This is a genomic window from Rathayibacter sp. AY2B3 (assembly GCF_002931755.1).
Classification (GTDB): domain Bacteria; phylum Actinomycetota; class Actinomycetes; order Actinomycetales; family Microbacteriaceae; genus Rathayibacter.
On the sequence record NZ_PSUG01000044.1, the window covers coordinates 1 to 13,777 of the forward strand.

The following is a 13,777-nucleotide window of genomic DNA, read 5'->3' on the forward strand; positions in this document are numbered from 1 at the left end:
GGTGGGGGGCGGGGGAGAGGAGGTCGGCCGCGTCGGCGCCCAGGGGGGAGTCGTGGGGTGGGGACGGGAGCAGGGGGGGGGGAGGGGGTGGTCCGTCAGACCTGTTCGAGGGACGCGACCGGATGTGAATGCTCGCAGGAGAAACCGGGTTTCCGCACGCCGGGATCTGTGGGGGCCTTCAGGCGGAGGGCCCGGAGGCGGGGTCTCCGCCCGCCGTCAGCGGAGGCGCGACTCCGCCCGCCGGGCGCAGTCGATGCAGAGCTCGGCCGTGGGCCGGGCGGCGAGGCGTGCGGCTCCGATCGGGCGGCCGCAGGAGGCGCACTCCCCGTAGCCGCCGGTGCCGAGGCGGGCGCGAGCGGCGTCGAGGTCGCGCGCCGTGCGGGCGAGAGCGTCGCGGACTCCGGCCATCCGCGACCACTCGGCCGAGAGCGGCGTGCCCTCCGGGTCGTGCTCGTCGTCGGCGGTGCCGTCGGCGCGGTCGCGCAGGAGCTCGGCCAGCGAGGCCTCGAGCCGGGCCGCCTCGTCGCGCGTCTCGGCCTGCCGCTCGGCCAGCAGCGCGTCGAGGAGGCGCGCCTCGTCCGGATCCATCGGCATCCGACCATGCTGCCACCCACGCGAGCGCCGGGGCATCGTTGTGCGATCCGGCGCTGACCCGGCGGCGGGCGGCGGGGCAGACTAGGGGCATGCCCGTCGTGACCGTGCTCCCCGACCGCCTCGAACTCCGCCTCACCGCGGCCGAGCGACTGCTCGCGTTCCACCGCAGCGACGTCGTCGTCGACCGGTCGAGCATCCGCTCGGCGACGGTCACCGAGGACCCCTGGATCTGGGTGCGGGGCATCCGCGCGCCCGGTACCGCGGTCCCGCTCACGCTCGCGGCCGGGACGTGGAAGTTCCACGGCGGCAAGGACTTCCTGCTGATCAAGCGCACCGCCTCGGCCGTCGTGATCGACCTGGTCGACGAGGACTACTCCCGCCTGATCGTGAGCACCAAGCACGCGCCCGAGCTGATCGCGGCCCTCCAGCTGGGGACGACGACCGCGGCGATCCCCGTGATCGAGACCGACGACCTCGTGATCGTCCCCGAGGTCGCGGAGCAGGCGGAGCGGGCCCAGGCGGCGGCGGCGGAGAAGCGCGCGAAGAAGAAGGCGAAGGCGGCGGAGGCCGCGGCCGTGGCCGCGGAGGCGGCGGGTCCGGCGACGGTGGTCGAGGGCCGGGAGGCGGCGAGCGGCGGGAGCGCGGCGAGTGCGCCGGTCGCGGCTCCGGAGGCGGCCGCCGCCGTGGAGGCCGTCGCGGCGCCGACGGACTCAGCAGCGGGGGCCGCTCCGAAGAACTCGCGGGCTACGCCGAAGGCCGCCCCGAAGACGAGTGCTCGGACGGTGGCGACGACGACGGCCGAGTCCCGGGGATCCGCGCCCGCGGAGGCCGCAGCCTCCGTGCCGACCGGCTCCGCGGTCCCGGCGGAGTCCGCCGGATCGACGACCGCGGAATCGGAGCCCGCCGGGTCGACGCCGACCGGGTCGAAGCCCGTCGAGCCCGCGAAGCCTGCTGCGGCCGCGAAGCCAGCGCCGAGGCCCAGGACGTCGGCGAAGCCGCGCGCCGCGCGCCCCGACTCCTCCGTCGGACACGCGTCGGCCGAGCCGAGCGGCGCCACCGAGGCCGCGGAGTAGCGCACCGCCCCACGGGCCGCCGCCGCACAGCCCTCTGCCGCTCTGCCCGCTGCCGCTCAGCCCGCTGCCGCTCTGCCCGCTGCCGCGCTGCAGCGCCGCGGAGGCGTCTCCGCCTCCGCGCTCGTGTCGGGGAGGCGCTCGCCTCCGAGGCCGAGCCGTCAGGCGCGGACGTCCACCAGAGTCCGACCGTGCGAGCGGCCGGCGAGCACGTCCTCGGCCGCGTCGATCGCCCCGCCGAGCGGCACCGTCGTCGTCAGCTCGTCGAGCAGCTCCAGGTCGAGGTCGTGGGCGAGGCGGCGCCAGGCCTCCTCGCGGAGCTTGCGCGGCGCCTCCACCGAGTTGATCCCGGCCAGCGTCACTCCGCGCAGGATGAACGGCATCACGCTCACCGGCAGGTCCGGCCCCTGCGCGAGACCGCACGCCGCCACGGTGCCGCCCCACCGCGTCTGCGCGAGAGCGTTCGCGAGCGTGTGCGAGCCCGCGGAGTCCACCGCTCCCGCCCAGCGCTCGGACTGCAGCGGCTTCCCGCCCTCCTGCAGCTCGGCGCGGTCGATGACGTCGGAGGCGCCGAGGCGCTGGAGCAGAGCGCCGTGCTCGCCGAGCCGGCCGGTCGAGGCGACGACCTCGTGGCCCAGGCGCGCCAGGAGCGCGACGGCCAGCGACCCCACGCCTCCCGAGGCTCCCGTCACCAGGACGGGGCCGCTGCCCGGCCGCACGCCGTGCCGCTCGAGCGCCAGCACGGCCAGCATCGCCGTGAAGCCCGCGGTGCCGATCGCTCCCGCGCGGGCCGCCGAGATCGCGCCGGGGAGCCGGAGCAGCGACGCGGAGTCGACACGGGCCCGCTCGGCGAGCCCGCCGTCGTGGCGCTCGCCGAGGCCGGCGCCGTTGAGCACCACGCGGTCGCCGGAGTCGAAGCGCTCGCCCGCCGCGCCGTCCGCGTACTCCACGGTGCCGACCAGGTCGATGCCGGCCACGAGCGGGGTGCGGCGCACGATGCCGGGCCTCCCCGCCAGCGCCAGGGCGTCCTTGTAGTTGACGCTCGAGTACTCGACGGCGATCGACACGTCGCCGTGCGAGCGGTCGGGGTCGTCGCGCTCGAGGAGGCGGGCTCGGTCGGGGGTGTCGGTGTCGGAGTCGGAGTGCCGCTCGACGACGATGGCTCGGTACATGGGCCCACGCTACGCCCGCGGGCCCGCGGCCGGGCGGTCAGTTCAGGGGACGGGTGCCCTCGGGGAGGGATCCGCCGGAGTAGAGGGCGGAGGCCGCGTCCTGGAGCGCCGTCAGGGCGACGCGCTGCGTCCACGGGCCGTAGGAGACGCGGGCCAGCCCGAGCTCCTCGAAGCGGGCGGGGGACTGCGATCCGGGGACGCCGATGACGCTGACGCGCTGCCGCCCGAGGGCGGCGACGAGGGACTCCAGCTCGGCGTCCTGCAGCAGCCCGGGGACGAAGAAGCAGGCGGCGCCGGCGTCGAGGTAGGCGCGGCCGCGCTCGATCGCGTCGGCCAGGACCTCGCGGCGGTCGCGGTCGCCGGCGCGGAGGAACACGTCCGTGCGGGCGTTGAGCGCGAAGGGCACCGCCTCCTCCTCGGCCGCGGCGACGGCCTTCTCGACCGCCCGCAGCGCCTCCGGGAGCGGCTTCGCCTGGTCCTCGAGGTTCGCGCCCACGACGCCGACCTCGATCGCGCGCCGGACGGTCTCGCCCGCGTCTCCGTAGCCCGCCTCGAGGTCCGCCGAGACCGGGACCTCGACGGCGGCGACGATGCGCTCGATCATGCCCAGGTGCAGCTCCAGCGGGATCCGCTCGCCGTCCTCGTAGCCGAACGCCGCTGCGATGGAGTGGCTGGCGGTCGCGAGCGCCCGGGTCTCCGGGAGCGCGGCGATCGTGGTCGCGCTGATCACGTCCCAGACGTTCACCACCTGCAGCAGCTCGGGGGCGGTGTGGAGGTCGACGAGGGTGCGCCCGCGCGCTTCGATGCTCATGGCACGAGCGTAGGGCCCGCGTGCGCGGCGCAGGCCGCCGCATCGCAGTCCGTGCACACCACGAGCTGGGCCCGGCAGGAGAGGTCGGTGCAGTTGCGCATCCGGCTGGTCGGAGCGGCGCACGAGGTGCAGCGGCCGAGCACCTCGGCGTCGGGGGAGAAGGAGACGGAGCCGCGGCCGTCGAAGACGTACAGCGCGCCCTTCCACAGCCCGCGGTCGCGCCGCGCCTCGGCGTAGCGGACGACGCCTCCGTCGAGCTGGTACACCTCGCCGAAGCCGCGCGCCGTCATCAGGCTCGACAGCACCTCGCAGCGGATGCCGCCGGTGCAGTAGGTGACGACGGGCCGGCCCTTGAGGTGGTCGTAGACGCCGGCGTCGAGCTGCTCGACGAATTCGCGGGTGCTGCTGACTCCGGGCACGATCGCCCCGTCGAACCGGCCGATCTCGGCCTCGAAAGCGTTGCGGCCGTCGAACAGCACCACGTCGTCGCGCTCGGCCACCAGAGCGTCCAGCTGGTCCGGGTCGAGGCGCGGCGCCGTCCCGACGACCCCGTCGGCGTCCACCTGCAGCTCGTCGGGCGCGCCGAACGAGACGATCTCGTCGCGCACCTTCACCGAGAGCCCGGGGAAGTCGAGGCTGCGGCCGTCGTCGTCGAGGCCGGAGCCGTCGCTCCACTTCACCTCGAGGCCGCGGAAGGCGGAGTGCTCGCGGGTGCGGCGGACGTAGCGCTTCAGGGCGTCCATCCCGCCGCCCAGAGTGCCGTTCACCCCGTGCTCCGAGATCAGCAGGCGCCCTCGCAGGCCCAGCGACCCGCACAGCTCGCGCTGCCACAGCCGCACGGACTCGGGGTCGGCCAGCGGCACGAAGCGGTAGAACAGCAGGATCTTCGGCAGCACCGGCACATCCTACGAGGACGTCCGGATCCGGGCGCGGCGTGTGGCAGCATCGTCGGGTGCCCGACGCCTCCGCCCCCGTGCCGCACTCCCGCCTCGAGGACGTCTTCGGCCTCGTCACCGGCGCGTTCGTCGTGTCGCTCGGCCTCTACCTGCTGCGCGCGAGCCAGGCGGTCACGGGCGGCACCGCGGGTCTCGCGTTGCTGCTGGGGTATCCGCTCGACATCCCGTTCGGCGTGATCCTCGTCACGGTCAACGTGCCGTTCCTCGCCCTCTCGCTGTGGAAGAAGGGCTGGCGGTTCACGCTGCGGACCATGTTCTCGATCGTGCTGGTCTCGGTCCTGGCGGGGCTGCACCCGCTGGCGTTCGGCGAGCTGCGGATCGAGCCCGTCTACGGGGTCCTCACGGGCGACGTGCTCGCGGGGATCGGCCTCCTCATCCTCTTCCGGCACGGGTCGAGCCTGGGCGGATTCAGCATCGTCGCCCTGATCGCGCAGGAGCGGCTCGGCTGGCGGGCGGGCTACGTGATGATGGCGCTCGACGCGTGCGTGGTCGCGGCCGCGCTGCTGGTGGTGCCTCCGCTGAACGTGCTGATCTCGGCGGCGGGAGTGGTGGTGCTCAACCTGGTCCTGGCGTTCAACCACCGGCCCGGGCGCTATCTCGGGTCCTGACCCCGTCCGCAAGCCCTTCGGCGTGCGGCGCCGGGTTCCTAGGCTGAGGGCGCGGGCCACCGCCCGCCCTTCCCGAACGGAGAACCGGATGTCCGACTGGACCTACGACCCCTACGCCCGCCTCGGCGAGGTGCCGACCTTCGCGCTCGAGAGCGACGACATCGCCGACGGTGCGCCCCTGTCCGCCCGCCACTACGGCGAGGGCTCCGGCGGCGAGGACGTCTCGCCGCACCTGCGCTGGTCGGGAGCCCCCGCCGAGACGAAGAGCTTCGCCGTGACGGTGTTCGACCCCGACGCGCCCACCGGCTCCGGCTTCTGGCACTGGGCCGTCTACAACCTCCCGGCCGACACCACCGAGCTGCCCACGGGAGCCGGAGCCGCCGGCTTCGAGCTGCTCCCGGCGGGCGCGCAGACGCTGCCCAACGAGATGCGGCTGCGCCAGTTCGTCGGAGCGGCGCCGCCGGACCGCGAGCACCGCTACTTCTTCGTGGTGCACGCCCTCGATGTCGACTCGCTCGACCTCGACCCGGAGTCGACGCCGGCGATCCTCGGCTTCAACGCCCACTTCCACACTCTCGCGCGGGCGCAGATCGTCGCCACGGCGACCCCGGACGGCGCGAAGGGCTGACGGCCGCGCGCCGGAACGCGGGCTGCGGGTCCGGCGTGCTGGTCGGTGCGGTGTGCAGGCTCCGGTGCGATCTGCGGGCTCCGGTGCGATGTGCAGGAGCGATCTGCAGGCCCGGGTGCGGTGTGCAGGTGCGATCTGCAGGCCCGGGTGCGGTGTGCAGGTGCGGTCTGCAGGCCTGGGTGCGGTGTGCAGGCCTGGGTGCGGTGTGCAGGTGCGGTGTGCAGGCCTGGGTGCGGTGTGCAGGCCTGGGTGCGGTGTGCAGGCCTGGGTGCGGTGTGCAGGTGCGATCTGCAGGAGATCCTGCATCCGACCGACGAGTCACGCGGAGGAGAACGCTCTCACCGGCCGGAGTCCTGCAGATCGCACAGGTGCCTGCAGATTGCGCAGGTGCCTGCAGATCGCGCAGGTGCCTGCAGATCGCGCAGGTGCCTGCAGATCGGACAGACCACGGACAGCCCCCGCCCGGGCGGCTACCCGAAGAGGGTGCGCGCCTCCTCGTAGCGGGCGTCGGGCACCGTCTTGAGGGTGCCGAGCGCCTCGGCGAAGCCCACGTGGTAGATGTCGGTGCCGCGCAGGGCGACCATGCGGCCCCAGTGCTCGGCGACGACGGAGTCGATGGCGGCCATGCCCAGGCGGGTCGCGAGGACGCGGTCGAACGCAGTGGGCGTTCCTCCGCGCTGGATGTGGCCGAGCGTCGTGGCGCGGGTCTCGATCCCGGTGCGCTCCTCGATGAGCGGGGCCAGCAGCTCGCCGATGCCGCCGAGGCGGGGCCGGCCGAAGGCGTCGAGGCCGCGCTCGGAGTGGGCGTCGTCCATCGTGTCGAGCGAGAAGCCCTCGGCGACCACGACGAGCGGTGCGCGCCCGCGGTCCTGCGCGCTCTGCACCCACTCGACGATCTGGTCGAGGGAGGTGCGCTTCTCCGGGATGAGGATCACGTGGGCGCCCGCGGCCATGCCGGAGTGCAGGGCGATCCAGCCGACGTGGCGGCCCATGACCTCGGCGACCATGCAGCGGCCGTGCGAGTCGCCGGTGGTGCGGAGGCGGTCCATCGCGTCGGTCGCGATGCCGACGGCGGTGTCGAAGCCGAAGGTGTAGTCGGTGGCGCCGAGGTCGTTGTCGATGGTCTTCGGGACGCCGACGATCTTGAGGCCCGCGTCCGTGAGGCGCTTGGCCGCCGCCAGGGTGCCCTCGCCGCCGATCGCGATGATCGAGTCGATGCCGTTGCGGTCCATCATCTCTTCGATCTTCTCGGGTCCGCCGTTCTCGCCCTCGAAGGGGTTCGTCCGGCTGGTGCCGATGATCGTGCCGCCCTGCTTGGCGATGCCCTGGATCTCGGGGCGGCCCAGCGGCAGGAGGTCGCCGTCGACCACTCCCCGCCAGCCGTTCCGGAAGCCCACGAACTCCTGGTCGTAGACCTTGATGCCCTTGTAGACGGCACCGCGGATGACGGCGTTGAGGCCGGGGCAGTCGCCGCCGGAGGTCAGGATCCCGATCTTCACCCGCTCAGGTTAGAGGACCCGGTGAACGGATGTGCACGCAGACGTCGACGGGCCCCTCCTCGCCGCCTCGAGGAAGGGCCCGTCGTCGTGCTCGGTGCTGGTGGGACTAGGTCGTGACGAGCTCGCCGTTGACGCCGCGGGGGAAGAATCCGCCGGTGCGCGTTCCGGCCGCGGGGTTCAGGTACACGATGTTGAGGACCTGGCCCGGGGTGCGGCTGAACGCGATCGAGCTGCCGTCGGTCGGGACGATGTTCGCCTGGCCGTTGACCTTGACGCCCTGGTCGAGGTCGGTCTTGCCGTCGAGGCTGTCGCGAGCGTCGGAGAGCTTGTTCGCCGAGTCGGACAGGTCGGCGGCGTAGATCGCCGAGCGGATCGCGCCCGCGTGGTACGCCTCCACCGCGAGGATGCCGGCGGCCGCGTCGAGGTAGGTCTTCGACTGGATGAGGGGGGCGGCGCCCTTGTAGGCGGTCACTCCCACGTCCTCGAAGACGAAGGCGCCGAGCAGGAAGTTCGACTCGCTCGCGAACGGGTCGAACGACTGACCGGCCTTGATCAGCCCCGCCGCGACAGCGGCGGAGTTGAAGCTGTCCTTGAGGTTGATCGCCGGGCGGGCCACCTTCGCGGTGCCCAGCGCGGCCCGCAGGAACTGCACGTGGGCCTTCTCGTCGTTCGCGACCTCGGTGGCGAAGCTCTTGAGCCACGGGGTCTTGAAGTCGACGGGGCGGCCGCCGATGACGCCTCCGGGCGTGCCCTTGCCGGTCACGTCCGAGCCGCCGAGGCCGGTGCCGTAGACGGCGCGGAGGTAGAACTCGGCCTCGAGGTACTCGAGGTTGAGGGCGAAGTTGAGGATCGAGGCGTCGCTGGGGCCGCTGGCAGCGACCTCCTCGGCGGAGGCGGTGGGCGCGGCGAGGGCCGCGGCTCCGATGCCGAGGCCGGCGACGCCGGTGGCCTCGAAGAAGCGGCGACGGTCGAGAGCGGTCTCAGAGCTCTTGACGATCGCGTTGCGGATGAAGGTCGTGTCGAACATGTGCGCATCTCCAGTGATTGGCGGGTGCCGGGCGGCTGGAGCGCCGCCGCGACAGCGCGAAGCTACGCCCGGGAGCGACCTGCTGACCAGTGGAAACGGAGGATCGGATCCGCGCATGTGTTCACGCGGTCTGGACCAATCCGCCGGGCGTGTCGCTCCGAACACGTCGTGGATGGGGGTTCTGCGGGGAAGGGTCCGCTCCCGTGTCGGAGCCGCCGGTTAGCATCGCTGCGTGTCGATCCCCGCCCCCGCTCCCGAGCCCTCCTGGGCGACGGTCTACGCGCCGTCGGAGCCGGTGAGCCTCGCGCTCACCCTCCGCACGCTGCTGCGCGGCTCGGGCGACCCGACCATGCTCCTCGACGCGTCCGGCTTCTGGCGGGCGTTCCGCACCCCGCTCGGCCCGGGCACCCTGCACCTGCGGCAGGCGGCGGACGGCGCGGTGCACGCGCGCGCCTGGGGCGGGGGAGCGGAGTGGCTGATCGACGCGGTCCCCGAGCTCCTCGGCCACGGCGACGACTGGAGCGGGCTCGACCTGACTGCCCACGCTCCGCTCGCCGAGGTGCTCCGCCGCTCGTCGGGCCTGCGCCTCACGCGCGCGAACCTGGTGTTCGAGATGCTCGCGCCGTCGGTCCTCGAGCAGAAGGTCACCAGCACGGAGGCGTGGCGCGCCTACCGGGTGCTGGTGCGCCTCCACGGGGAGCCCGCCCCGGGGCCGGCCGCCCTGCACGTGGCACCGAGCGCGGAGCAGTGGCGGCGCGTGCCGTCGTGGGACTGGCACCGCGCGGGAGTGGATCCGCGGCGCTCGCGGACCGTCCTCACCGCCGCGCTCGTCGCCTCCGGCCTCGAGCGGACCCTCGCGCTCGGGCGGGGCGGCGACGAGGTCGCCCGCCGGCTGCAGTCGGTGCCGGGGATCGGGCCGTGGACGGCCTCCGAGGTGATGATGCGCGCCCACGGCGATCCGGACGCGGTCAGCGTGGGCGACTACCACCTCGCCGCGGCCGTCGGCTTCGCTCTCACGGGCCGGCTCGGGGTCGACGACGACGGGATGCTCGAGCTCCTCGAGCCGTGGCGCGGGCACCGGCAGCGGGTCATCCGGCTGATCGGCTGCAGCGGAGCGAAGAAGCCGCGGCACGGCCCGCGGATGACCATCCAGGACCATCGCCGGCACTGATCCCCTCCTCCACAGGGGCGGCTCGCCGGCGAGTCGGCGCGACCACCGCGTCACGCCGCGTCCGGGCGGCGGGTCGGGCTTAGCCTCGGAGGATGCAGCAGTCGACGACCCCAGGTGTGCCCGGCAGCGACCCGGAGCGAGAGCCCGACGACGCGGCCGTGCGGAGCGGGGTCGACGCGACCGTCGAGGGTCGGACGCCGGGAGACGCGGCGGAGGGCGGCGCGGAGCCGGACGACGAGATCGAGGCCGACGGCTCCGGGAGCGGGGCCGAGGTCGCGCCGGCGCCGGAGTCCGCGTCCGTGGACGAGGACGAGGACGTGTCTCAGGCCGCGCAGGAGCCCGACGCTGAGGACGAGCCCGACGCTGAGGACGAGGCCGACGCTGAGGACGAGGCCGACGCTGAGGACGAGGCCGTGCGCGAGCCCGACGCCGCGTCGGAGCCGGAGCTCGCGGCATCCGCCGCCGCCGAACCCGAGGTCGACGACCGCCCGATGATCGAGCGCGTCGAGTCCCTGGTCCGCCGCTGGATCGCGCGCAGCGGCGAGTTCCCGGTCGAGCCCGCCGCCCAGCGGCTCGCGGGCGTGCTCCAGGATCCGAACGGCCTCGATTTCACCGTCGGGTTCGTCGACGGCGTCGCCCGGCCCGAGGACCTCTCGGTCGCGGCCGAGAACCTCGCGGCGCTCACCGCGAAGACGCCCGCCTTCCTCCCCTCCTACCTGCGCGCCGCGATCAGCACCGGCGGCGCCGTCGGCCCCGTGCTGCCCTGGGTGGTCGTGCCCGCGGCCCGCCGGGTCCTCCGCCGCCTCGTCGGGCACCTCGTGGGCGACGCCTCGGAGGCCCGTCTCGGCGCGGCCGTCGCCGCGCTGCGCGAGGGCGGCGACCGGCTCAACCTCAATCTCCTCGGCGAGGCCGTGCTCGGCGAGCGCGAGGCCCGGCGGCGCCTCGAGGGGACCCTCCGCCTCCTCGAGCGGCCGGACGTCGACTACGTCAGCGTCAAGGTCTCGAGCGTCGTCAGCCAGCTGTCGATGTGGGCCTTCGACGAGGAGGTCGACCGCGTCGTGGAGCGTCTCACCCCGCTCTACCAGGCGGCCGCGTCCGGCGCCGACCCCACCTTCATCAACCTCGACATGGAGGAGTACCGCGACCTGGACCTGACGGTCGCCGTGTTCCGGCGCCTCCTCGAGCAGCCGGGCATGCTCGACCTCGAAGCGGGCATCGTCCTGCAGGCGTACCTGCCCGACTCCGTCCGCGTGCTCGACGAGCTGACCGAGTGGGCGCAGGAGCGCCGGGCCCGCGGCGGAGCGCCGATCAAGGTGCGCGTCGTGAAGGGCGCCAACCTCGCGATGGAGCGGGTCGACGCGGCCCTGCACGACTGGCCGCTGGCGACCGTCGGCAGCAAGGCGGAGGCCGACACGAACTACAAGCGCCTGCTCGACCGGGCGCTGCGGCCGGAGCGCGTCGACGCGGTGCGCGTGGGCGTCGCCGGGCACAACCTCTTCGACCTCGCCTGGGCGTGGCTCACGGCGACCGAGCGCGGGGTGACCGGCGCGGTCGAGATCGAGATGCTGCTCGGGATGGCGACCGGGCAGGCGCGCGCCGTCCGCGAGGACGTCGGACGCCTCCTCCTCTACACGCCCGTCGTGCACCCGCACGAGTTCGACGTGGCGATCTCGTACCTCATCCGTCGGCTCGAGGAGAACAGCAGCCCCGAGAACTTCCTCTCGGCCGCGTTCCGCCTCGACGACGAGGAGGTGCTGCAGCGCGAGCTGGGACGCTTCCGCGCCTCGCTCGAGCCCCTCGACGACTCCGTCCCGCCGCCGAACCGCACGCAGGACCGCCTGCGGGAGTGGTCCTCCGGCTCCGGCCGCCGCCTCGTGCAGGAGCACGCCCGCGCCGGCGAGCGGGCGCAGGACCCGGCCGCCGCGGGCCTGACGCAGGCCGTCCTCGGCCTCAGCCGCGGCTCCGGCGCCGCCGCCGCGACCGCGGGCTTCCACAACGAGCCCGACACCGATCCCGCCCTCCCCGGCAACCGCCGCTGGGCGCGCCTGATCACCGAGCGCATCGCCGGCTCGACCATCGGAGCGGGCACGGCCGACGCCGCGCGCGTGAGCACCGAGGCGGAGCTCCAGGAGGTGCTGCGCGCGGTGTCCGGCCGCGCCGAGCGCTGGGGCGAGCGCCTGGGCTACGACCGCGCCGCCGTGCTCGACCGCGCCGGCCTCGTGCTCGCCGCGAACCGCGACCGCCTGATCGAGGTGATGGCCTCCGAAACCGGCAAGACGATCGCCGAGGCCGACCCCGAGGTCTCCGAGGCCATCGACTTCGCCCACTACTACGCCACCCGCGCCCGCGAGCTCGACGCCGTCACCGGGGCCACCTTCGTCCCCGCGCGGGTCACCGTCGTCGCTCCGCCGTGGAACTTCCCGGTCGCCATCCCGGCCGGATCGATCCTCGCGGCGCTCGCCGCCGGCTCCGGAGTCGTGGTGAAGCCGGCTCCCCAGGCGCGCCGCTCGGCGGCCGTGCTCGTCGAGGCGCTCTGGGACGCGGGCGTCCCGCAGGAGCTCCTCGCCCTGGTCGACCTCGACGAGGAGGAGCTGGGACGGGCGCTGATCACCGACCCCCTCGTGGACCGCGTGCTGCTCACCGGCTCCTACGAGACCGCCCGCCTCTTCCGCTCCTGGCGGCCCGGCCTCGCACTGCAGGCCGAGACCAGCGGCAAGAACGCGATCATCGTCACCCCCCACGCCGATTACGACCTCGCCGTCGCCGACATCGTCCGCAGCGCCTTCGGGCACGCGGGCCAGAAGTGCTCCGCCGCCTCCCTGGTGATCCTGGTCGGCTCGGTCGCCCGCTCCAAGCGCTTCCGCGCCCAGCTGGTCGACGCCGTCACGTCACTCCGCGTCGGCCGGCCCGACGACCCGTCGGCGGTGATGGGGCCGCTCATCGAGGAGCCCACCGGCAAGCTCCTGCACGCGCTCACCGCGCTGGGAGGGGGCGAGTCGTGGCTCGTCGAACCCCAGCGCCTCGACGAGAGCGGCACGCTGTGGTCGCCCGGGATCCGCGAGGGCGTCACCGAGGACAGCTACGTCCACCTCACCGAGTTCTTCGGCCCCGTGCTCGGGATCATGCACGCGGCGACCCTCGAAGACGCTGTCCGGATGCAGAACGGCACCGAGTACGGGCTCACGGCCGGGCTCCACTCCCTGCACGCCGACGAGCTCGCCCTCTGGATCGACTCGGTCGAGGCGGGCAACCTCTACGTCAACCGGGGCATCACCGGAGCCATCGTCCGGCGCCAGCCCTTCGGCGGCTGGAAGCGCTCGTCCGTCGGCGGCGGCGCGAAGGCCGGCGGACCGAACCACCTCATCGGCCTCGGCTCCTGGAAGCCCTCGCCCGCGCGCTCCTCCTCGACGCTGCACCTGCGCGGCCTCGACGACCGCGCGCGCCAGTTCATCGAGGCGGCCCAGTCCTCGCTCCGGTTCGAGCAGTTCGACCTGCTCCGCCGCTCCGCCCTCTCCGACCAGCTCGCCTGGGCGACGGAGTTCGGGGTGGTGACCGACATCTCGAAGGTCGGCGTCGAGCGCAACCTGTTCCGCTACCTCCGCGTGCCGATCGCGCTGCGTCTGGCCGACGGCGGCGACCTCGGAGAGCTCCTCCGCGTCATCGCCGCGGGCCTGCTGACCCGCTCCCGGATGGACATCTCCACGTCCGTCCCGCTCCCCCCGCGGGTCCAGGAGATGCTCGGCGGCGACGAGCTCGCCGAGATGGCGGGGCTCGTCCCGCGCATCGTCGTCGAGACCGACGCCCAATGGCTCGAGCGCGCCGCGGCCGGCCGCATCACGGCCCCGCGCATCCGCATCATCGGCGACATCGTCTCCGACCGCGTCGACGGCTACGCGGGCCCGCAGGCCCCCGGCAGTCCGTCGCACGGACAGCAGGCCGTCGTCCGCCGATCGTCCGACTCGACCGGCTCCTTCACCGACGTCGTCGCCGGCATGACCCGCGGCAGCACGGGCACGCCGGTCCCGCTCACCCGCGCCGACGGATCCCGCGTCCCCCTCGCGACCGCTCTCGCCGACGCCCTCGGAGGCGCCCTCGACACCGCCGTCTACGCCGACCCGGTCACCCCCGCCGGCCGCGTCGAGCTGCTGCCCTTCCTCCGCGAGCAGGCGATCTCGATCACGAACCACCGCTTCGGCAACCCGATCGATCTGAGCGACGACGTGCTGTAGTCCGTTCCACGC

The 13,777-nt window shown here is 74.1% G+C and carries 11 protein-coding genes; 5 read left to right on the top strand and 6 right to left on the bottom strand.

The window, feature by feature from the left end:
- Positions 1–216: 216 nt before the first annotated feature.
- Positions 217–594, bottom strand: coding sequence for a TraR/DksA family transcriptional regulator (locus C5C24_RS13865; RefSeq protein ID WP_258065263.1), 378 nt, complete (start codon positions 592–594; stop codon positions 217–219).
- Between the two features lie 89 nt (positions 595–683).
- Here C5C24_RS13865 and C5C24_RS18475 point away from each other — a divergent pair, with 89 nt between their 5' ends.
- Positions 684–1,667 carry a hypothetical protein gene (locus C5C24_RS18475; protein ID WP_258065264.1) on the top strand — a complete coding sequence of 328 codons (984 nt, stop codon included), beginning with the start codon at positions 684–686 and terminating at the stop codon, positions 1,665–1,667.
- A gap of 158 nt (positions 1,668–1,825) precedes the next feature.
- Here C5C24_RS18475 and C5C24_RS13875 read toward each other — a convergent pair whose 3' ends face one another.
- The 3 genes from C5C24_RS13875 to C5C24_RS13885 are packed head-to-tail and all read right to left on the bottom strand — an operon-like array spanning position 1,826 to position 4,543.
- Positions 1,826–2,836, bottom strand: coding sequence for an MDR family oxidoreductase (locus C5C24_RS13875; RefSeq protein WP_104305243.1), 1,011 nt, complete (start codon positions 2,834–2,836; stop codon positions 1,826–1,828).
- Between the two features lie 37 nt (positions 2,837–2,873).
- Positions 2,874–3,647, bottom strand: coding sequence for an isocitrate lyase/phosphoenolpyruvate mutase family protein (locus tag C5C24_RS13880; protein ID WP_104276221.1), 774 nt, complete (start codon positions 3,645–3,647; stop codon positions 2,874–2,876).
- Positions 3,644–4,543 carry a rhodanese-related sulfurtransferase gene (locus C5C24_RS13885; protein WP_104305244.1) on the bottom strand — a complete coding sequence of 300 codons (900 nt, stop codon included), beginning with the start codon at positions 4,541–4,543 and terminating at the stop codon, positions 3,644–3,646. The genes C5C24_RS13880 and C5C24_RS13885 overlap by 4 nt, the downstream gene beginning before the upstream one ends.
- 56 nt (positions 4,544–4,599) lie before the next feature.
- Between C5C24_RS13885 and C5C24_RS13890 the strand changes: the two genes are divergently transcribed.
- Both C5C24_RS13890 and C5C24_RS13895 read left to right on the top strand, forming a co-directional pair.
- Positions 4,600–5,211 carry a YitT family protein gene (locus C5C24_RS13890; RefSeq protein ID WP_244230588.1) on the top strand — a complete coding sequence of 204 codons (612 nt, stop codon included), beginning with the start codon at positions 4,600–4,602 and terminating at the stop codon, positions 5,209–5,211.
- 88 nt (positions 5,212–5,299) lie between these two features.
- Complete coding sequence (locus C5C24_RS13895; RefSeq protein WP_104305245.1) at positions 5,300–5,839, top strand: YbhB/YbcL family Raf kinase inhibitor-like protein; 540 nt, start codon at positions 5,300–5,302, stop codon at positions 5,837–5,839.
- 470 nt (positions 5,840–6,309) lie between these two features.
- Here the strand turns inward: C5C24_RS13895 and C5C24_RS13900 are convergent, their stop codons facing one another.
- Entirely contained in the window at positions 6,310–7,338 is a 1,029-nt protein-coding gene (locus C5C24_RS13900) for a 6-phosphofructokinase (protein WP_104305246.1), read from the bottom strand.
- A 106-nt stretch (positions 7,339–7,444) separates the two neighbouring features.
- Positions 7,445–8,365, bottom strand: a complete 921-nt coding sequence (locus tag C5C24_RS13905; protein ID WP_104222865.1) for a ferritin-like domain-containing protein — start codon at positions 8,363–8,365, stop codon at positions 7,445–7,447.
- Between the two features lie 232 nt (positions 8,366–8,597).
- Between C5C24_RS13905 and C5C24_RS13910 the strand changes: the two genes are divergently transcribed.
- Positions 8,598–9,536 (top strand): DNA-3-methyladenine glycosylase, encoded by a 939-nt coding sequence (locus tag C5C24_RS13910; RefSeq protein ID WP_258065265.1) that lies wholly within the window; start codon positions 8,598–8,600, stop codon positions 9,534–9,536.
- 491 nt (positions 9,537–10,027) lie between these two features.
- Complete coding sequence (locus C5C24_RS13915) at positions 10,028–13,765, top strand: proline dehydrogenase family protein (RefSeq protein WP_104305254.1); 3,738 nt, start codon at positions 10,028–10,030, stop codon at positions 13,763–13,765.
- Positions 13,766–13,777: the final 12 nt, after the last annotated feature.

Coding starts and splice junctions, on each gene's coding strand:
- C5C24_RS13865 (WP_258065263.1), bottom strand. CDS start 594: ATGCCGATGGATCCGGACGAGGCGCGCCTCCTCGACGCGCTGCTGGCC.
- C5C24_RS18475 (WP_258065264.1), top strand. CDS start 684: ATGCCCGTCGTGACCGTGCTCCCCGACCGCCTCGAACTCCGCCTCACC.
- C5C24_RS13875 (WP_104305243.1), bottom strand. CDS start 2,836: ATGTACCGAGCCATCGTCGTCGAGCGGCACTCCGACTCCGACACCGAC.
- C5C24_RS13880 (WP_104276221.1), bottom strand. CDS start 3,647: ATGAGCATCGAAGCGCGCGGGCGCACCCTCGTCGACCTCCACACCGCC.
- C5C24_RS13895 (WP_104305245.1), top strand. CDS start 5,300: ATGTCCGACTGGACCTACGACCCCTACGCCCGCCTCGGCGAGGTGCCG.
- C5C24_RS13905 (WP_104222865.1), bottom strand. CDS start 8,365: ATGTTCGACACGACCTTCATCCGCAACGCGATCGTCAAGAGCTCTGAG.
- C5C24_RS13915 (WP_104305254.1), top strand. CDS start 10,028: ATGATCGAGCGCGTCGAGTCCCTGGTCCGCCGCTGGATCGCGCGCAGC.